The sequence below is a fragment of the Akkermansia sp. KLE1798 genome (assembly GCF_001580195.1).
Classification (GTDB): Bacteria; Verrucomicrobiota; Verrucomicrobiia; order Verrucomicrobiales; family Akkermansiaceae; genus Akkermansia; species Akkermansia biwaensis.
This window is the reverse complement of the sequence record NZ_KQ971081.1, coordinates 40,044-59,061: the sequence shown is the minus strand read 5'-3', so window position 1 is coordinate 59,061 and position 19,018 is coordinate 40,044. Positions and strand designations below refer to the sequence as shown.

Here is a 19,018-nt window from a genome sequence, read left to right as displayed (position 1 = left end):
AGCAATCAGGCATTCACGGACAAACTCAGCACCACGTTATGGCCGCCCATGGACGCGGCGGACTTGACCAGCAGGCGCTCTCCTTCCAGAGCCGTTTCCGCCGCCGGGACGGCCCCTCCGCACGGGGAGCTCACCCAGCCGGGATTGGGCGGCAGACTCCCTTCACGCACAAAAGCCAGCATCAGCGCCAACTCCAGAATGCCGCTGCCGCCGATCGCATGGCCCGTCCACGGCTTCATCATCCTCAGGTCCGGCAGGCTGTCCCGGCCAAAAACAAGCTCCAGGGCATTCCGTTCGGACAGGGCATTCCCCGCCGTACCGCTGGCATGGGGACACACGGTCAGGGGCACCCTTCCATCCCATCCCTTCAGAACCCTTTCAAGCAGCTCCGCAAGGCGCTTCCCGTCGGGCGGCATGCCCAGGGGGCTGAACGCGTCGGAATTCACCACATAATCCTTCAAATGAATGCCCGGCTCCGCGGACATCTCCAGAACCACAGCCGCCCCTCCCTCGGAAATGCACATCCCGTCCGCCCCGGAACCGTAGGGATCATTCACGCCATTCCGGGACAGCATGCCGGAAGCCCAGTACGTCCCCAGCAGCTCCCGGCACAGGGGAAGGTCCAGCCCCACAGCCAGGGCCCGCTTCACGACGCCCTGCCGCATCAGCATGGCCGCCATCCCCACGGCATCCAGCCCGGCGGCGCAGCCGCTTGCCAGCACATGGTAGGGACCGTGAATGCCCAGCTCAATGCTCACGCAGGAGGCCAGCTCGCTGTGCAGGGAATTGGGCACGGCCAGAATCTTCATGGGCCGCCTGCCGGGCCACGGACTCAGCCAGCCGGAGGCGTTCCCGCGGGAACTGCCTACAACCAGCGCGGCGTCCTCCAGCTCGTGCGGTCCCCATCCGGCTTCCTCCACGGCCTGGCGGGCCAGAAGAAGGGCCAGCTGGGACGCCGGACCGTTCCGGCGGCTGCACAACATGCCCCGCTCCGGAATCCAGCCGCTGCGGACATCACCCCAGGGATGCCCCGCACCCCACAACTCCTTCAACGGCTTCAACACCTGGAGTCCTTGCCGGACGCCGCTGACATGAGCCTCCGCGCCCAGCCCGAATGCGGAAGCCAGGCCAAGCCCGCAAACCCGCGGTTCCGCACAGCTGTTCCCCTCCGAAATCATGACCCGGGAAAAGTACCCCTCCGCCGCCCCGGAAACAAGCCCCGAATACGTCGGGAATAAAAGGCAATCCATAAATATCTACGGCAAGGCGAAAAGCCGAACTTATGGACACTACGGAAACTTTACGGCGGCGTCTGTCTGCTCTTGCGGAACATCTCCCTTCGGCATAACCAGGGGGGCTGAAAAGCCTCAGCTTTCCCCCCCCCTCTTCGTCACTCATCTTGACACCCCTCCGCCGGACAGGGGAAGAATAATCAGCCGCAAAAAGCGGGAAACACTGGGAGGAAGGCATTCTTCCCCCAATGCGGGAACATTTCACGGAAGGCATCAGCCTTCTCCGCTTTCCCATTCACAGCGGATGAAAAACAGACCAGCCCCGCCTTCTTGAAAAACCGGAAAAACCGTGGCAAACTCTCCTCCATGCCCTTGCAAACACTCTTCCGCAGCACCCTTCTTCTTCTCGCCTGCTGCCTGCCGGCATGGACGGCCTCCCCTTCCCCGGCGGCCTTCCAGCCTTCCGAATGGGCTGCCCTCCAATCGCCGCGCGCGGACCGTCGCCATACCTCCTCACGCGGCATTGTCCAAACCATGCTGGAACAAGTGCGTCCGGCATGCGCCTTTCAACCCGGCATGCCCCCTGAAAACTTCCCTTCATGGCGGGAACAGGTGCGCCAGGCCATGAAAAAGCTGATGAAATTCCCGGCCTCGCAGGAAATACAGCCCCCCAGGCTCGTCAAAACCGTTCCACGGCAGGGATACAGGGTGGAAAAATGGGAAAGCTATCCTTTCCCGAACGCCGCCGTACCGTTTCTGGTACTCGTGCCGGACTCCGCCACACCGCAGCGCCCCGTCCCCGTCCTCTTCTGCATTCCCGGGTCGGACCAGACCAAGGAGGAACTGGCGGCGGAGACATCCGCGGAACTGGAAAACGCCCCCCTTCCCCGGCCGGGTCCCAACGCCATGGCCTGGCACTATGTCCGGGAAGGCTGGGTGGCCGTCGTGGTGGACAACGCGGGCGCCGGAGAACAGGGGGACGCGGAACGTGCGGCCGGACGCGCCTCCAACGACTACGACAACCTGGCGCGCCTCCTGCTGGAAATGGACTGGAGCTGGCTGGGCTACACGTCCTACACGGACCAATGCATCCTGGACTGGGTGAAAAAACTCCCCTTCATACAAAAAAACCATATCATCCTCAGCGGCTTCTCCTTGGGCACGGAACCCATGATGGTTCTGGGAGTCCTCAACCCGGATATCTATGCCTTCGTGTACAACGACTTTCTGTGCCGTACGCTGGAACGGGCGCAAACCATGACCAAACCGTCCTCCAACGGCTCCCGCCCTGCGCCCAACTCCATCCGCCACCTGATACCCGGCTTCTGGCAGCAATTCGACTTCCCGGACATCGTCGCCTCCCTGGCTCCGCGCCCCGTCATCTGTACGGAAGGGGGGCTGGACCGGGACTTCGGCTTCATCGCGCAGGCCTACCGCATGGCGGGCAGGGAAGACGCCTTCCGCTTCCTGCACCAGCCGCGCTTTGCGGATCCCGCCAAACGCTGGCAGGGGGAACGCCTCCCCTCCGGGCTGGACAGAACCGAATTCTTCCGCCTGGCCAACGTCGATCCGCGCAACCACTTCTTCAAAAAAGACGCCGTCATCCCGTGGATCAAAAGCCTCCTGAACGCGGAACAAACCGCTGAACGCCCCGCAGATTCACAACAACCGGCGGTAGCCTCGGAATCCCCGGCCACCCCCTAAAGAATCCGGCTGTCCAGATCAAAAACCTGCCCGGAGGCGGCCGTCAGCACCTCCTGCAGAAACAGGAGAAACGCCGCCGTCTGCTCCGGCGTATTGAACCTGCCCAGAACGTGCCGGGACAAAGCCGCCTCCTTCACGCTCCCGCGCAATCCCTCCGTCATATCCGTAAGCATGAACCCCGGCAAAACCAGATTCACGCGGATTCCCTTCTTCCCCCACTCCCGGGCCAGGCTCTTGACAAGGCCTTCCAGAGCTGACTTGGAAGCGGCATACGCCGCCTGGGACGGCGCGGGCCTGTACGCGGCATAGGAACCGATCATCACGACCTGCCCCTCTCTGCCCTCCCGCAGCATGCCGGCCGCGGCGCAGCGGGCGCACCAGGCGCCCCCCCTGGCATTCACGCCCATCACGGCGTCCCATTCATCCTCCGTCTGTTTCAAAAAAGGGCGGTCCTTCGTCACTCCGGCGGCACACACCGCCAGATCATACGCAGGCCGCCCCGCAAACCACTCTTCCACGGCGGAGCAGTCCCCCACGTCCAGCTCCGCACGGGAGGGGGCGTCCACAGTCCACCCGGCAGCGGAAAAATGCGCCGCCACGGCGCGGGCCAGTCCCCCTTTTCCGCCGCTGATAAACACCCTTCCCATGCCGTGCGGTCTTCCGTATTAAAAACTTTCCTGTTTCGGCTCCACCCAGCGCCCGTACTCCTTGATCAGGTCCACCAGCCTCTCCACCGCCTCTTCCTCGGGAATATTGAACTTGACGGGAGTATGCTTCACATACAGGTTGATCTTGTTCGGAGCCCCCCCCACGTACCCGAAATCGGCGTCCGCCATCTCTCCCGGTCCGTTCACGATGCACCCCATCACGGCAATCCTCACCCCCTTCAAATGTTCCGTGGCCTTGCGGATGCGGTCCGTCGCCTCCTGAATATTGTACAGGGTGCGCCCGCAGGACGGGCAGGAAACGTAATCCGCGCGCGTCAGCCGCATCCCGGTGGCCTGCAGGATATTAAACGCCAGGAAGGAAGCCAGCCGCGGATCGGACTCTCCCTGCACCAGCAGCGCGTCCCCAATCCCGTCGCACAGCAGGGAGCCCACATTCCGGGCGGCCACCAGCGGCACGTCTTCTCCGGAAACGGAACCGGGCGCCAGCGTATCCTTCAGCAAAATCAAATGCCTGTCCTCAATGCGGGAAGCCAGCAGGCGGAACGCGTGCACCGGCTCCATGTCCAGCCCGTTCTTCACGGTCACGATGGACGGCTCCGCCAGCTCTTTCAGCGGCTCCAGGCCGGCATCGCTGCGGGGGTCCACTTCAATGGCGTCCAACTGGCCCAGGGCCAGTTCCGGCATCATGTCGCCCATGGCGCCGCGCTCATCCTGCAGGGCGTAAAAACCGGCATCGGGAACCACCACGCGCACGGGCTGTTCCCAGCCCAGGCGAACGCCGTAGCACATGGCCAGGCCGCCCTGCCGCTTGGAAAACTGCAGGGGATCATAGCACAACTCCGGCTCCGGAAACGCGGAGGGGGGATCGTCCGGCCTTTCGGACGGCTGGAACGGATTGGAAAGCCGGTAGGCCACGGGCACCTCGCGCACGGCGTCTTCCGTCAGGGACACGCGCAGGGTATCGCCAATGCCGTCCATCAGCAGGGACCCGATGCCCACCGCACTCTTGATGCGGCCGTCTTCCCCGCCTCCCGCCTCGGTCACCCCCAGATGGATGGGATAATTCCAGTCCGGCCCCAGCGCGTTCATGCGCTCCACCAGCAGGCGGTACGCGGCGATCATCACCTTCACGCTGGACGCCTTCATGGAAAACACCAGGGAATGGTAATCCAGGTCGCGGGCAATCTGCGCAAACTCAATGGCGCTCTCCACCATCCCCTCCGGCGTATCGCCAAAACGGTTCAAAATGCGGTCGGACAGGGAACCGTGGTTGGAACCGATGCGCATGGCGCGCCCGTGTTCCTTGCAGAACAACACCAGGGGCGTAAACTCCTCCCGCACGCGGTCCAGTTCCTCCTGGTACTCGGCATCCGTGTACTCGCGCACCTCGAACTTCTTCTTGTCGATGAAATTGCCGGGATTAATGCGGATCTTCTCCACCCATTTGGCGGCCTCCATCGCGGCGTCCGGCTTGAAATGAATATCCGCCACCAGCGGCACATGGCAGCCCGCCGCTCGCAATTCGCGGGAAATATTCTCCAGATTGGCCGCGTATGCCTTCGTCTGGGCGGTCAGCCGGATAATCTCGCAGCCGGCGGCGGCCAGCTCCAGGGCCTCCTTCACGCAGGCATCCGTATCCCGCGTGTCGGACGTCAGCATGGACTGGACGCGGATGGGATTGGCGCCGCCAACCCCCACATTGCCCACCATGACTTCGCGGGTCACGCGGCGCGTGTATCGATAGGGACTCGGACAATAGGAAGACTGCATACCGCCACTCTACCCGGCCACGCTCCGCTGTCAACCATCCTTCAAAAGCGCAAAGCCTTTTCACGTCACGCGGCAGGGCAAACGTTACGGCGTCCTGCGCCTGCCTCCCCCCGGCGCGGGACGCCCCGTTTCCTGAAAAAGCTAGCCTTCAACTCTCCTCCTGGCCATTTCACAGGCATAAGCCCTTCCCAACTCCTGCGCATGTTTCCGGGCCCAGGAGGAAAGCCGGGAAAAACCGGCCGGAACGGCTCCTTCAACATACAATCTGTCCTCCATCAACCCGCGTATCTCATCCCTTGTCAGCATCACATCGCGATGGAACACTCCCATCACCCGGGCGGCGGCAAAGGCGCACCACGGAGGAACGGACACAACCGGCCTTTTGACGCCTATCGCCTCCCCCAGCATGGCAAACAGGCCGCGGAACGTATAGGCCTCCGGCCCTGCCGCCTCAATAACCCTGTTTTCCCCGTCTTCCGCCATCGCCTCCCGGACGGCCAGGGCCGCCAGGTCCTCCACGTGGATTGGCTGAAGGCGGTACTCCCCATCCCCCGGAACGCCTACTACCGGGAAATTCCTCAGAACCCAGGCCATATTATTAATCAGGATATCTTCCCCAGGCCGTTCGCCGAACAAGACGGCCGGACGCAAGACGGAATACGGAATATCCTGGCTCTCCAGCATGCGTTCCAGCTCCGCCTTCCCTCGGAAATAGCTCAGGCTGCTGTCCCTGTCGGGATGGGTGATGCTGATATGCACGATCCTTTCCACTCCGGCCCTGGCGGCGGCCTCGAACAACACTCTTGTATGCTCCACAGCCTCCGCATGGGAAAACCACCGGGAATTAAACCGCACCCAGTACGTATTGATCAGGGCGCGGCATCCCCGCATGCTCTCCGCCAAAGTGCCGGGATCATCCCAGCACAGGGGGGCCAGCCGCCAGCCATGCGGATTGGGCTTCTCCGGAGAATTGGTCAGCCCGACAAACCGCGCGCCCCGCTCCGCAAGCTTCCGGGCCATATAGCGCCCGCTGTACCCCAAAACCCCGGTCACGGCAACCCTGTCCGGACATTCGCACACGTTCGTTTTCATTTTATTTCTCTATTTTCCATGATTACAGAAATTTCAGAACACCATGACGCCTTTTACACCTTCTTCCACCATATCTCCGGGCAATTTTCCTCTTACTTCCTGGCTACCCAATCCAGAACTTTTCCTCCCATCTTCAGCGCTTTCTTAATCAGGGAAGGCGGGCATGAAGCGGCCTTGTCCGCAAAAGAACAGCCCAATTGCAATATCTCCTGCATGGCCTCCAATCTGCCTTCCTGAAACTCGTTCCGGGCTTTCCGGGCTTTTTCCAGGCATTCGCCGACCGTTCTCAAGGCGCCCTCGGCCTCCCTCCTCTTACGCTCCTTCATGATGGCTCTGGCCATCTCCCACACATCGGCCTGCACGCGGTAATAGGACTTCCTGTCCCCCATCCTGCTTTCCCGGAACACCAGCTCCCACCCCTCCAGCTCCTTCAGCGCCGTGGAAACATTGGAACGCGCCATGGATAAAGCCTCGCATAAATCATCGGCGCTCAGGGCCTCCTCGCTTAAATACAAAAACGCATGAACCGCCGCCACGGACCGGCTGACGCCCCATCTGGCGCCCATCTCCCCCCATTGTTCCACAAAAGCTCTCTGCACGTCATCCAAAACCATGACTTTATTTTCTGTAATTTCAGAAAATACGCAAGACAAAAAAATCCCTTCTCATTTTCCTGCTTCCCCTTTTGGAAAAAACTTCCGGAAACCACCGCACACCCGCCCCGTCACAGCAGGGACTGCACGGCGAACAAAACCATGGACCCGACATAAACGACCAGCATCAGACAGGCGCCGCAAAACAGGAACAGGCGGTAACCGCAAGCCAGAACAGCCCTTCTCAACGGCGCTTCCGGATGCCGCCGCGCCCACCCGGCATACAGCAACAGGAACAGGGCCGCCACGGCGGATACCGCCAACGTTTCCTTCAGAAGAGGGGGAAAATAATCAAATACCACCCGGTTCCGTCCCGGTTCCAAACGCACCGCCATCAACTCCCCAACCTTCTCGACAGGCACGGAAACCCCGTTGCGGACGGCGCTCCATCCCCTGTCATATACCACCGGAATCATCAGGGCCTCCCCCGCCCCGGCGGCAAGGTCCACCTCCACGTGGCCGCCTCTCCCCCGTTCCTCCATCCTGCGCGGGGCGGAACCTTCCGGAAATGCAGGCCAATCCCATTCCTCCGCCTGTGCGGCGGCCACCATCATGGGGCACTCCACCAGCCGCCGCATCACCCCGGTCACCAGGGTTTCCCCGCCGGTTACGGCGGATTTCAATTCCAGAGTTCCGTTGTAAGTCCTCCCTTTCCAGCCGGGCTTCTTCTGCGCTTCCGCCATCACGGGGACCTCCCGTCCGTCCACCTTCAATTCATCCGTATCCGTCAGGGGAAAGCCGTACACGGCCCCGGCCTGCTCCGGAATCCTCATGCTGTAGGCATTCCCGCATACTTCCGTCCGCGCCTCCGCAGGAACGTACAGCGGACTCTTGCCGGAGGGGAACAGCCGCGCGTACAATACGTTGAGATTCTCGAAAACGGAAGCCTTGTCGTCAAGCTCCAGTCCCAGGGCGCTTTCAGGAACCACCCACCCCCATTGCGCGCCCGGCAGGCGGTACAAATACATGCCGTCGCGGGACAGGACATCTTCCATGCCTTCCATAGGACGGGACGCCAGCATGAACCCGTGCCCCAGCAAAAGGTCGGAAAACAGGGTTCCCCCCTGTCCATAAGTGCGCGTAAACTCGTCCCGGTATCCCAGGTTCTTCAGAAAACGGAAATGGGCGATGCTCGTCGTGTGCCGGAAATTGCTGATGGAGGGAATGTTCCCCAGGCAGGCGGCATTATCCACCATCACCCTGTCCCGGTCCTTCACGCGCAAAAGCCCCTGGTACCCGTGCATCTGCCGCGCCAGCCACTCCGCATTCAGGCACTGCACGGCGGCCTTCTCCTCATCCCCCTTCTTCCAGAAAGCGGCAGCCCCCACGGGCAGCCCCAGCAGCAGCACGGCGGCAATGCCGCCCATCAGCCTCCTGCCTTCCGCATGCTTCCAGATCAACCAGGCGCACAGGAAAAACAGCAGGGGAAGCAGACGCACGACAATGTCCATCTCCACCACGTGCAGAACAACTGCGGAAACGGTAAACGCCGCGGCGGGCAATCCCAGGCAAAGCGGCCACCCGAACCTTCTCCCCTGCGGTGCGGACAGCCGGTCTCCTGCCAGAATCCAGGCGCAGAACGCCGCCACAACCAGTCCGGGAATAAAGCCGAACCGGACGGGAAAATCCACGTAGCTCCACAAATGGGCGGCTCGGTGGAAAGGCTCCACGAACGCCGGAAGAATGGAAGCCGCCAAAAGAAGGACAAACAGGCGCACTCCCCCGTCCGGCGGCGCGTGCTCCCTGCGCCTCCGCGCCAGGAACAGGACCGCCAGGGCGGCCGGGGCCATCCCCGGCAGGCAGGAATACAGGCGTTCCAGGAACTTGGGAGGATCAAACGGCCACAGCAGCTCGGAAAACAAGGGAGCCGTCATGAACAGGGACCTCATGGAATCCCGGCTCATCTCCATCATCGGCAGCCAGTAATAACTGGTAACCAGCGTCACCGCCGCCGTGTACCAAAAAACGCGGGCCAGAATCATGCGCCGCTCTTCCGTCCCCTTCAACGGCAGCGTATAAGCCCACGCAAACAGCCACCCGGCCACCACGGCCATGAAAGCGCTGTACAGGGAAGTAGCCAGCAGGAACAGCCCCACGGCATACAGCCAGCCCCGGCCGCCATTCACCAGCCGGTACAGCCCCAGCGCAAACAGCGGAAACATGGCGGCATGGTCCAGAAACTGCATGAAGCCGTACTTGGTCTGGAAAAATCCCCCCAGGGCATACCCTGCGGTCAAAAGCACGGTCCATCCCACGGACAGGGACGGAAACACGCGCCTCAGGAACCAGGAAGCCGTCAGGCAAATGCAGGCCACGTCCGCCAGCATCACCCAGACCATGTCCCTCAACAGGAAGGAATCCCCCATCGCCACGGCAATCCAGGAGGAGGGCACCAAAAGCTGATGAGGCAGGGAGGGGCTCACCCGGATGCCGCACCCCGCATTGATATCATAGAAAAAAGAGCCGTCACACGCTCCGGACATCAGGGCGGAGGCATAATACTTCAGGGCCGGATACACCATCTGCCCGTTGTCCATGTACTCCAGAAAATGGCTGCCGAACGGCCAGACGCCCCGGAGGGCCAGAAACAGGCACGCCGCCAGAAGGGCGAACCCTACGGACGCCAGCGACGTCAATACCGGACGTGAAGAGGCGGAAACCATGGAATGTTCAGCGTACAAACGGTTCGGCGGCCTGAATCAGCCGGAGGGCGCGGGCGCTCTCTTCCACATCATGAACGCGGTGGATTTGCGCGCCGTGCAAATGCCCCCATACCGTCATCACCGCCGTGCTCAGAGGCTCACGCCCCGCATCCGTTCCTCCCAGAATGGCGCCCAGCATGCGCTTGCGGGAAAGGCCCAGCAGCACCGGACGCCCCGCCACATGCAGCTGGTCCATATTGGAAAGAAGAGTCAGGTTATGGTCCAGCGTCTTGCCGAAGCCGATGCCGGGGTCCCAGCAGACCTGTTCCGGCAAAAGCCCCTTTTCCAGCAGAAAATCATACCGTTCCTCAAAATAGCGGCTCACCTCCTCCAGAACATCCCCGTACGCGGGCGCGTCCTGCATCGTCTCCGGGCGCCCCTGCATGTGCATCACCACCACGCCGCAGCGCGCCTGCGCGCACAACTCCGCCATGCCGGGGTCCGACAGTCCGGAAATATCATTGATCACGTCCGCCCCCGCCTCCAGCACCGCGGCCGCCACGGCGGCATGGCGCGTATCCACGGAAATCACGGCCTCCGACCGCTTCCGGAGCTCCCGCACCACGGGCAACACACGGGCCACCTCCTCATCCGCGGAAACCTCCGCCGCTCCCGGACGGGTGGACTCGCCCCCTATGTCCAGAATAACGGCGCCCTGCCGTTCCAGCTCCTCCGCATGGCCAAGGGCCTCTTCCAGCGCATAAAAACGGCCTCCGTCGGAAAAGGAATCCGGAGTAACATTCACAATCCCCATCAGCACGCCGCCGCGCTCTACGTTCAACTCATGTCGCCTTACGAGCCAATTCATTTAATTACGTTCTTGTCAAAGGCACTATACATCACTTTAATAAGTCAGAAACACTTTTTTCATCATGAAAACATCGCCCCTGCTTTTCATCGTCCCGCTGGCCCTGGCGGCTTCCGTCCTTCAGGCCGCGCCGGACGAATTCAAGATACGGGAACCCTCTTCCTCCCGCCTGGTCAAGCATGAGGACGGTTCGCGCAGCTATTTTGAAAGAACCTCCAACGGCCAGGGCATGCGGAAGCGCACCTACAACGTCAACAACGTCTTGGTCTCCGTCACCTACTATTCCCGCGGGAAATTCGGACAGCTCACGTCCTGCCTGATCTACGACGGCAAGAAAAATGAACTGTTCAACGTAAGCTACGGCTACAACCAATACGCCGAGCTGGTGGAGGAACGCATGTTCGACTCCAAAACCAAGGAACTTGTCCGCCGCTTCCTGTACAGGTACGACGCCCAGGGAAACCGGAGCAAGCCCATCTGCATCACGCTGGTCAAGAACAAGAACCTTGAAATCCACAGTGGCCCTTCCGCTCCGGAAAAAGACCCCTTTGCCGACGATTTCAAGCCGCGGAACAGATAACCCGGACTTCCCATCAGCGGGAAAACATTCCCTCCTCATTCCGGCCGCCCGTCTCTGCGATGCGCGGCCGGTTTTCTTTTCACGGGAAAACTCCCGCCTTTACTCCTCGTCATTGGCTTCCAGCCTGCGCCGCCAACGGCGGTCTATCCAGGGGCGGACAAGCCCGTACAGCAGGTAAATGGAGAAAATCACCGCGGGCATCACCCACGGAAACTTGAAAATGCAGATCACCGTCAGAACAATGAGCACGATCGCGTACATCGTGCCGCGGGTGCGCATGTTGATATGCTTGAAGCTGGGATAAATCACCCGGCTCATCATCAGCACGGAAACGCCCGCCATCGCCAGGGCGATCACGTACTTGAACGCTCCCAGGTCCATGGACCCGTCCGGAGCCCTTCCCGCCAGATACATCACCAGGTACATGGTGGAAACCACGGCCCCGGCCGCCATCGGAACGGGAAGCCCCACAAAATCGCTGCTCTGCCCCTCCTTGCGGGGGGCCGAAGCCATGCAGTTGAAACGCGCCAGCCGCAGGGCGGCGCACAGCAGGTACAGGATGCCGATGCCCCAGCCCACTTCCGGCGGGGAAAGCTGGAACAACACCGCCTTGGCCACCAGCAGGGCCGGAGCGATGCCGAAGGAGACGATGTCCGCCAGGGAATCGAATTCCCTGCCGAACGGGCCGTCCTGCCCGCGCATGCGCGCAATCCGGCCGTCAAACAAGTCGAACAGGCACGCCGCGAAAATCAGGAACGTGGCATTCTGATAATAGGCAAAGGCCGCCACGGCGTCGCTATCCGCCTGGTTGATCCCCTCAAAAATCGTCAGAATGGCGAAAAATCCGCACACCAGATTCCCTGCCGTGAACAGGTTCGGCAGAATGGGAATCTCGGGTTCGTCCGGAAAAATCTTCTTGTCCATGATCGGCTTCTTTACTGGAGCGGCCCCTCAGGGCCTATCCGTTGATAATCTTGCGCGCCGCGGCGGCCAGTGTCTGGGGGTCCGCATCCTGCGGGGCGGAACCGCGGGCCTGGTCGGCACGGCCGCCGCCCTTGCCGCCGGCCAGGGACGACACCTCGCGGACCAGGTCCCCGGCGGACAGGCCGTCCGCAATGGCATCTTTGCCACAATACGCTCCCAGGAGCAAGGAAGAACTATCCACGCACAGCAGGAAGGCCGCGCCCGCATACTGGCGTTTTTTCAGGCCGTTGAGCAGTTCCTGGAGAAGCTCTCCCGACCCTTCCGCCACCTGAATCAAAGAAGCGGGATCACCGGAAAGCCATTCGTTCAGCAGGGCGTCAGCCCTGGCGGCGGACTGCCCGGCGCGGGCCTTCTTCAGCTTCTTCTCCGCATCCAGGGCCGTCTGCTTGAAATGTTCCACGCTGGCGTCAAACCGTTCCAGAGACTCATTCACCGTGCGGATGTCGGAAGCGCCGATGGCGGACAAGCCGGGCTTGCCCTCAATCGTGGGAACCGGAACCTGCGCCATCCCCATGTCTTCCAGGGCATAATTCACCTCCTTGATCTTTTCCACCGCCTTGGCAATCTCCAAGCTCTTGGCAACGACGTGCTGACGGATCATCTCCAGGGCGGCATCCCCCGTCATGGCCTCAATGCGGCGCACGCCGGAGGCGATGGCCCCTTCACTTTTGATCTTGAACAGGCCGATATCCTTCGTATTCGCGATGTGGGTACCCCCGCAGAACTCCATGGAAACGCCGTCCAAAGCGTTCTCGCAGCCACCCACCTGGACGACGCGCACCAAATCCCCGTACTTGTCCCCAAAAAACTGGGCGATGGCGGAATTCCCCTTCACCTCCGCATAGGCGCGTTCCGTGCAATACACCGGCAATCCGGCGTCAATCCAGCCGTTTACCTTCTCTTCGATCTTCCGCAGCTGGTCCGGCGTAACGGCTCCGCTGTTGAAGTCAAAGCGCAGACGGTCTTCCGAAACGAAGGACCCTTGCTGGGCCGCGTCCGGACTCACCACCTGGTGCAGGGCGCAGTGCAGGAGGTGGGTGGCGGTATGGTGGGCCTCCACCCGGCGGCGGCGTTCCGCGTCAATGCTCAAATGCACGCGGTCCCCGGGCTTCACGTTCAGCCCTTCCTGGTACTCCACCACATGGGCGCGCGCTCCGCCGATCTGCTGGACAGCCGCCACGTGGTAGCTGTCCCCGCCGATCTCGATCAGTCCGGCATCGGACACCTGGCCGCCCATCTCCGCGTAAAACGGCGTCTTGTCCGTAATAATAAACAGGGAATCCCCCTGGCGGCTCACTTCCAGCACGGTGGCGGCGCACTCGTCCACATCGTAGCCCGTGAAATCCGTTACGGCGTCCGTCTTCAAATCCAGGGCGCGCACCACCTCGCTCTTCCGTGCTGCGCGGGCCCGGTCGCGCTGTTCCTCCATCAGGCGGTTGAAGCGTTCCATGTCGATGTCCAGCCCGCGTTCCTCCGCAAGCAGGGCGGTCAGGTCCACCGGGAATCCGTAGGTATCGTAAAGCTTGAAGGCAAACTCGCCGGTCACCTTCCCGGCGGAAGCCGTTTCCGCGTCAAACAACTCCAGGCCGCGGTCCAGCGTTTCATTGAAGCTGGCCTCTTCACGGGTCAGCACCTCCTTCACCGTATCGGCGCGGGAAGCCAGTTCCGGAAACACCTGGCCGAAGGAGGCCACCAGCGTATCCACCAATTCGGCCAGGAACGGCTGGGTGAACCCCAGGCGGCGTCCATAGCGCACGGCGCGGCGCAAAATGCGGCGCAGCACGTAATTTCGGCCGTTGTTGCCCGGCAGAATTCCGTCCGCAATGGAAAAACTCAGGGTGCGCAGGTGGTCGGCAATCACGCGGAAGGCGATCGCCTCCTGGAGAACGTCGTCCCCGGCGGCCACCAGCTTGGAGCCGGGGGCCGGATAAACGTCCGTGTACTTCCGGCCGCTCAGGGCTTCCAGCCTGTCAAACAGGGGGCGGAACACGTCCGTGGCGTAATTGGAAGGCTTGCGGGAAAAATCCTTGAACCCGTCCGTGCACTGCATGATGGAGCAGGCGCGTTCAAAGCCCATGCCCGTATCCACATGGCAGGCGGGCAGGTTGCGCATGGAGCCGTCGCTCTCCGCATTGTACTGGATGAACACCAGGTTCCAGATCTCGATGCACAAATCGGAATCCTTGTTCACCAGCCTGCCGTGCGTATCGCCGTTCGGCGTCAGGTCCACGTGCAGTTCGGAACAGGGGCCGCAGGGGCCGGTCTCTCCCATCATCCAGAAATTGTCCTTCACGTTGCCGTGCACGATGTGAACGTCCGGGTCCAGCCCGCGGGAACGGAACAGCTCCGCCCAGTAATTCCAGGCCTCCTGGTCAAACTCGCCGGGATCCCCCTTGCTCTTGTCCGGAGCGTACACCGTGGCGTACAGCCGTTCCGCCGGAAAACCCCAGCGTTCCACGACCAGCTCCCAGGCCCAGTGGATGGCTTCCTTCTTGAAATAATCGCCGAAGGACCAGTTGCCCAGCATCTCGAAAAACGTGTGGTGGTAGGAATCGTAACCCACATCCTCCAGGTCGTTGTGCTTGCCCCCGGCGCGGATGCACTTCTGGGTGTCCGTGGCGCGGGCGGGCTTCCACGGCGGCGTCCATACGCCCAGGAAATACGGAACAAACTGGTTCATGCCGGCATTCGTGAACAACAGTCCGGGGCTTTGGGGCATCAAAGAGGCAGAAGGCACGACCGTGTGCTGTTTTTCGCGGAAAAAGTCCAGAAAGCTTTGGCGTATCTCGGTGGCGGTCATCATATCGATTGGAAAAGTAAAAGTCGCCGGATTATGCCCGTTCTCCCCCCCTTAGTAAACCGCTAATTCCTTCCCCGTCATGATGACTGCGTTTTTGTTTGCAAAGAAATATTATACATGCGTATAAACATAGACATGAAAAAGCTGGTGGTCATCCTGATCCTGCTGTGTGCCGCAGGCGCGGCGGCCTGGTTCATTTACCGGGAGGTTCCCGCCGGACCCGAGCAGGAAGCCGTACTCTACGGCAACGTGGACCTGCGGCAGGTGGACCTGGCCTTCCTGATCTCCGAGCGGATCGACTCCGTTCTGGTGGACGAAGGAGACACCGTCACCGCCGGGCAGAAACTCGCCACGCTGGAAACGGTGCGCCTGGAGCAGGCCGCGGATGAGGCGCGCCAGACGGCGGAAGCCGCCCGCCAGAACTACCTGCGCGTGAAAAACGGCCCCCGCCGGGAGGAAATAGCCCAGGCGCGGGCGAATGTGGAATCCGCCCAGGCCACGCTGAACAACGCCGCCCTGCGCAGCAAAAGGCTCGTGGCGCTGGCGGAAAGCAAATCCATCTCCCGGCAGGAGGCGGACGACGCCGTAGCCTCCCAGCAGGTGGCCTCCGCCAATCTGGACGTAGCGCAGAAACAGCTGGAACTGCTGCTGGCCGGCTCCCGCGTGGAAGACATAGCCCAGGCCCTCGCCCAGTACAACCAGGCCAAGGCCAACCTCACCATCAGGGAGCAAAACCTGAAAGACGCCGTTCTCTACGCTCCGAGCGACGCCGTGGTGCGCAACCGCATTCTGGAAAAGGGGGACATGGCCTCCCCCCAGAAACCCGTTTACAACCTCTCCCTGACCCACACCAAATGGGTGAGGGCATACCTTACGGAATCCCAGCTGGGGAAAGTCAAGCCCGGCTTCTCCGCCACCGTCCATAACGACAGCTTCCCCGGCACGGACTTCAAGGGAACGGTGGGATTCATCTCCTCCGTTGCGGAATTCACGCCTAAAAACGTGGAAACGCCGGACCTCAGAACGGCCCTGGTCTATGAAGTGCGCATCATCGTGGACGATCCGGACAACCGGCTGCGCCTGGGCGCCCCGGCCACGGTCATCATCCCCCTGGACCAGGAAAGCGGCAGGCCCGCTCCGGAACACCCCAGGCCATGAATGCAGACTCCCGCCTCCTGATCGACTGCCGGAACGTCCGCAAAATGTTTCCGGACCCGGCAGGCGTCCCCTTTGCGGCGGTGGACGGCGTCTCCTTCCGCCTCTCCTCCGGGGAAATCGTGGGGCTGCTGGGGCCGGACGGCGCGGGAAAAACCACCCTCATCCGCCTGATTACGGGGCTGATGAAACCGCATGAGGGCTCCATCTCCGTCCTGAATCTGGACTCCGTGAAAAAAAGCCGGGCCATTCAATCCTCTATCGGCTACATGCCGCAGAAATTCGGCCTGTACGAGGACCTCACCGTCCGGGAAAACATGGAGCTTTACGCCCGGATGCACGGCGTCTCCGGTCAGGACCGGGAAAAACGCTTCCGCAGCCTCCTCTCCATGACCAGTCTGGAACGCTTCACCGGACGCCTGGCGGGCAAACTCTCCGGCGGCATGAAGCAGAAGCTGGGGCTGTGTTGCTCGCTGATCTCCTCCCCGCCCCTCATCCTGCTGGACGAACCTACGGTGGGCGTGGACCCCCTCTCCCGCCGGGAACTGTGGAACATCCTCGGGCAATTCTCCCATGAGGAAGGCGTGGGGGTGCTCGTCAGCACCTCGTACATGGATGAATCCGCCTACTGCAACAGAACCCTCATCATGTATCAGGGGCGGCTGCTCGTGGACGCGCTGCCCGCGGACGTCATCGCGCGCGCGGAAGGCATGTGCGTCACGGTGCAGACCCCGGAAAAAATCAACACCCGCCAGTTCCAGAGCAGGCTGGCCTCCATGCCCGGCATCATCAACGCCACGCCCCAGGGAGGAACGGTCCGCATCATCCTGCCACCGGACCACCCCACGCGGCAAAAACTGGAGGAATACCATCCGCAGCCGGGCAGCCCGGACTTCTCCGACGGCTTCATGACCCTGCTGGCGGAACAAACGGACCCGGCGCCCGAAGACATTCCCGTTCCGGAAGGAAAACCGCTCCCGGAACAGGCGGCGGAAGGAGACGTCGTCATCCGGGTCACGGACCTCGTGCGCCGATTCGGGAATTTCACCGCCGTCAACCACGTCAGCTTCTCCGTCCGGAAAGGGCAGGTCTTCGGCCTGCTGGGACCGAACGGAGCCGGGAAAAGCACCACCTTCCGCATGCTCTGCGGGCTGCTGCCCGCCACCAGCGGCACGCTCAACGTAGCCGGGGCGGACCTGCGGACGGCCGCGGCCCGGGCACGGAGGAAAGTAGGGTACGTAGCCCAGAAATTCTCCATGTACGGCATGCTCACCACGCGGCAGAACCTGGAATTCTTCGCCGGGGCGTACGGCATGGCCGGGAAGGAGCGGAAGGACGCCATCCAGGCCATGGAAGAGGAATTCCACCTCACTCCCTATATGGACTCTCCCGCCGCCCACCTGCCCGGCGGCTACAAGCAGCGCCTCAGCATGGCGTGCGGGCTGCTCCACTCCCCGGACATCCTCTTTCTGGACGAACCCACCTCCGGCGCGGACCCGCTGGCGCGGCGCGACTTCTGGCTGCGCATCAACTCGCTGGCGGAAAAAGGCGTCACCATCATCATCACCACCCACTTCCTGGGAGAGGCGGAATTCTGCGACAACATGCTCATTATGATGGACGGCACCACGCTGGCGGAAGGCTCCCCGGATGAAATACGCAAACACGCGCCGCCCCGGGAGGACGGCGCGCCCGCCTCCCTGGAAGACGCTTTTCTGGCCATCACGGAACAATACATGAAGAAGGGAGGGGAAAACTCATGATCGCCTCCCTCAAACGCATCGGCGCGCTCATCGTCAAGGAACTCCACCAGGTAGTCCGAGACCCCGGCAACGTGGGGATCGCCGTCATCCTTCCCGCCGTGCTCCTGCTCCTCTTCGGCTACGGCATGAGCATGGACATCAAAAACGTGCGCATCGCGTACCTCGCGGTGCCAGCTTCCGGCCAGTCCACCAGCCTGGAAACGCGGCTCACCCTCTCCAAATACTTCCAGACCCGGCGCGTCTTCTCCTCCCGCGAGGCGGAAGAACTGCTGCGCACCCATGAAGTGGACGCCTTCATCGCCCTGCAAAGCAACGCCCCGGACACCCTCAACGGCGGCATCACCAAAATCCAGATCGTCGTCAACGGCGTCAATGCCAACCAGGCCACCCTCATCCGTAGCTACCTTCAGGCGGTTGTCGGCTCCTGGGCCGCAGAGCTGGCCGGGCAAACCGCCCCCGCCCTGGAAGTGCAGGCGCGCACCCGCTTCAACGAAGCCAACGACAGCCACTACTACCTGGTGCCCGGGGTCATCGTCACCATCATGACCATGATCGGCGCGCTGCTCACCTCCCTGGTCATGGCGCGGGAATATGAACGGGGCACGCTGGAAAGCCTCTTCGTCACACCCGTGGGCAGCGGGGAAATCCTCACCGCCAAGGCGGCCACCAACTTCCTGCTGGGCATGGTCAGCCTGGCCATCTCCATGGTCTTCGCCGCCTTCGTCTTTGACATCCCCATCCGCGGCTCCCTCCTCCTGCTGCTGGCCGTGTCCGCCCTGTTCCTCATCGTGGCGCTGGGCCTGGGGCTGGTCATCTCCACGGCCACGAAAAACCAGTTCCTGGCCTGCCAGTTCGCCATCATGGGCACCTTCATGCCCGCCCTGATGCTCTCCGGCTTCCTGTACGACATCCTCAACATGCCTCCCGCCGTCCGGGCCGCCACCTACATCATCCCCGCGCGCTACTACGTCACCCTGCTCCAGACCCTGTTCCTGGCCGGGGACATCCCCTCCGTCATCATTCCGTGCTGCATCACGCTGGGCGTCTTTGCCGTGGTCCTGATGAGCATCGCGCGCCTGAAAGCCCCCAAATCCCTCGAATAACGCC

Annotated in this window: 14 protein-coding genes; 5 read left to right on the top strand and 9 right to left on the bottom strand. The window is 62.1% G+C overall.

The genetic code is table 11. The features are described from left to right. Positions 1 to 5 precede the first annotated feature (5 nt). Entirely contained in the window at positions 6 to 1,178 is a 1,173-nt protein-coding gene (locus HMPREF3039_RS05060; protein WP_067571147.1) for a beta-ketoacyl synthase N-terminal-like domain-containing protein, read from the bottom strand. Between the two features lie 420 nt (positions 1,179 to 1,598). Between HMPREF3039_RS05060 and HMPREF3039_RS05055 the strand changes: the two genes are divergently transcribed. Further along, on the top strand, positions 1,599 to 2,936 hold the full coding sequence (locus tag HMPREF3039_RS05055) for an alpha/beta hydrolase family protein (RefSeq protein WP_082770089.1): 1,338 nt from the start codon (positions 1,599 to 1,601) through the stop codon (positions 2,934 to 2,936). Here HMPREF3039_RS05055 and HMPREF3039_RS05050 read toward each other — a convergent pair. The 6 genes from HMPREF3039_RS05050 to folP form a co-directional block, all read right to left on the bottom strand. Beyond that, on the bottom strand, positions 2,933 to 3,583 hold the full coding sequence (locus HMPREF3039_RS05050; protein WP_067571145.1) for an SDR family NAD(P)-dependent oxidoreductase: 651 nt from the start codon (positions 3,581 to 3,583) through the stop codon (positions 2,933 to 2,935). The two genes, HMPREF3039_RS05055 and HMPREF3039_RS05050, sit on opposite strands and share 4 nt — an antisense overlap. Positions 3,584 to 3,601: 18 nt before the next feature. Continuing rightward, on the bottom strand, positions 3,602 to 5,374 hold the full coding sequence (ispG, locus tag HMPREF3039_RS05045; protein ID WP_067571143.1) for a (E)-4-hydroxy-3-methylbut-2-enyl-diphosphate synthase: 1,773 nt from the start codon (positions 5,372 to 5,374) through the stop codon (positions 3,602 to 3,604). A 141-nt stretch (positions 5,375 to 5,515) separates the two neighbouring features. Continuing rightward, positions 5,516 to 6,466: an SDR family oxidoreductase gene (locus tag HMPREF3039_RS05040; RefSeq protein ID WP_067571141.1), complete on the bottom strand. Its 951-nt coding sequence runs from the start codon at positions 6,464 to 6,466 to the stop codon at positions 5,516 to 5,518. A gap of 92 nt (positions 6,467 to 6,558) precedes the next feature. Further along, positions 6,559 to 7,080 carry a GbsR/MarR family transcriptional regulator gene (locus tag HMPREF3039_RS05035; RefSeq protein WP_067571139.1) on the bottom strand — a complete coding sequence of 174 codons (522 nt, stop codon included), beginning with the start codon at positions 7,078 to 7,080 and terminating at the stop codon, positions 6,559 to 6,561. Positions 7,081 to 7,190: 110 nt separating this feature from the next. Then, positions 7,191 to 9,782 carry a YfhO family protein gene (locus tag HMPREF3039_RS05030; protein WP_067571137.1) on the bottom strand — a complete coding sequence of 864 codons (2,592 nt, stop codon included), beginning with the start codon at positions 9,780 to 9,782 and terminating at the stop codon, positions 7,191 to 7,193. Between the two features lie 7 nt (positions 9,783 to 9,789). Next, positions 9,790 to 10,629 carry a dihydropteroate synthase gene (gene folP / locus HMPREF3039_RS05025; protein ID WP_067571136.1) on the bottom strand — a complete coding sequence of 280 codons (840 nt, stop codon included), beginning with the start codon at positions 10,627 to 10,629 and terminating at the stop codon, positions 9,790 to 9,792. 64 nt (positions 10,630 to 10,693) lie between these two features. Here folP and HMPREF3039_RS05020 point away from each other — a divergent pair, with 64 nt between their 5' ends. Further along, positions 10,694 to 11,209 carry a hypothetical protein gene (locus HMPREF3039_RS05020; RefSeq protein ID WP_067571134.1) on the top strand — a complete coding sequence of 172 codons (516 nt, stop codon included), beginning with the start codon at positions 10,694 to 10,696 and terminating at the stop codon, positions 11,207 to 11,209. A gap of 99 nt (positions 11,210 to 11,308) precedes the next feature. On the opposite strand, the gene pssA is transcribed toward HMPREF3039_RS05020, so the two are convergent. Together pssA and alaS are read right to left on the bottom strand one after the other, a co-directional pair. Further along, on the bottom strand, positions 11,309 to 12,133 hold the full coding sequence (gene pssA, locus HMPREF3039_RS05015) for a CDP-diacylglycerol--serine O-phosphatidyltransferase (protein ID WP_067571132.1): 825 nt from the start codon (positions 12,131 to 12,133) through the stop codon (positions 11,309 to 11,311). Positions 12,134 to 12,167: 34 nt separating this feature from the next. Next, positions 12,168 to 14,996: an alanine--tRNA ligase gene (alaS, locus tag HMPREF3039_RS05010; RefSeq protein ID WP_067571130.1), complete on the bottom strand. Its 2,829-nt coding sequence runs from the start codon at positions 14,994 to 14,996 to the stop codon at positions 12,168 to 12,170. Positions 14,997 to 15,110: 114 nt separating this feature from the next. On the opposite strand from alaS, the gene HMPREF3039_RS05005 reads away from it, so the two are divergent. Genes HMPREF3039_RS05005 through HMPREF3039_RS04995 form a run of 3 tightly spaced genes read left to right on the top strand, consistent with a single transcriptional unit; the run spans position 15,111 to position 19,014 of the window. Continuing rightward, positions 15,111 to 16,151, top strand: a complete 1,041-nt coding sequence (locus HMPREF3039_RS05005) for an HlyD family secretion protein (protein WP_067571128.1) — start codon at positions 15,111 to 15,113, stop codon at positions 16,149 to 16,151. Next, positions 16,148 to 17,911: an ATP-binding cassette domain-containing protein gene (locus HMPREF3039_RS05000; protein ID WP_067571126.1), complete on the top strand. Its 1,764-nt coding sequence runs from the start codon at positions 16,148 to 16,150 to the stop codon at positions 17,909 to 17,911. The genes HMPREF3039_RS05005 and HMPREF3039_RS05000 overlap by 4 nt, the downstream gene beginning before the upstream one ends. Then, positions 17,908 to 19,014 (top strand): ABC transporter permease, encoded by a 1,107-nt coding sequence (locus HMPREF3039_RS04995; RefSeq protein WP_067571124.1) that lies wholly within the window; start codon positions 17,908 to 17,910, stop codon positions 19,012 to 19,014. The genes HMPREF3039_RS05000 and HMPREF3039_RS04995 overlap by 4 nt, the downstream gene beginning before the upstream one ends. The last annotated feature ends 4 nt before the right edge of the window (positions 19,015 to 19,018 follow it).

Coding starts and splice junctions, on each gene's coding strand:
- HMPREF3039_RS05060 (WP_067571147.1), bottom strand. CDS start 1,178: ATGATTTCGGAGGGGAACAGCTGTGCGGAACCGCGGGTTTGCGGGCTT.
- HMPREF3039_RS05055 (WP_082770089.1), top strand. CDS start 1,599: ATGCCCTTGCAAACACTCTTCCGCAGCACCCTTCTTCTTCTCGCCTGC.
- HMPREF3039_RS05050 (WP_067571145.1), bottom strand. CDS start 3,583: ATGGGAAGGGTGTTTATCAGCGGCGGAAAAGGGGGACTGGCCCGCGCC.
- ispG (WP_067571143.1), bottom strand. CDS start 5,374: ATGCAGTCTTCCTATTGTCCGAGTCCCTATCGATACACGCGCCGCGTG.
- HMPREF3039_RS05040 (WP_067571141.1), bottom strand. CDS start 6,466: ATGAAAACGAACGTGTGCGAATGTCCGGACAGGGTTGCCGTGACCGGG.
- HMPREF3039_RS05035 (WP_067571139.1), bottom strand. CDS start 7,080: ATGGTTTTGGATGACGTGCAGAGAGCTTTTGTGGAACAATGGGGGGAG.
- HMPREF3039_RS05030 (WP_067571137.1), bottom strand. CDS start 9,782: ATGGTTTCCGCCTCTTCACGTCCGGTATTGACGTCGCTGGCGTCCGTA.
- folP (WP_067571136.1), bottom strand. CDS start 10,629: ATGAATTGGCTCGTAAGGCGACATGAGTTGAACGTAGAGCGCGGCGGC.
- HMPREF3039_RS05020 (WP_067571134.1), top strand. CDS start 10,694: ATGAAAACATCGCCCCTGCTTTTCATCGTCCCGCTGGCCCTGGCGGCT.
- pssA (WP_067571132.1), bottom strand. CDS start 12,133: ATGGACAAGAAGATTTTTCCGGACGAACCCGAGATTCCCATTCTGCCG.
- alaS (WP_067571130.1), bottom strand. CDS start 14,996: ATGATGACCGCCACCGAGATACGCCAAAGCTTTCTGGACTTTTTCCGC.
- HMPREF3039_RS05005 (WP_067571128.1), top strand. CDS start 15,111: ATGCGTATAAACATAGACATGAAAAAGCTGGTGGTCATCCTGATCCTG.
- HMPREF3039_RS05000 (WP_067571126.1), top strand. CDS start 16,148: ATGAATGCAGACTCCCGCCTCCTGATCGACTGCCGGAACGTCCGCAAA.
- HMPREF3039_RS04995 (WP_067571124.1), top strand. CDS start 17,908: ATGATCGCCTCCCTCAAACGCATCGGCGCGCTCATCGTCAAGGAACTC.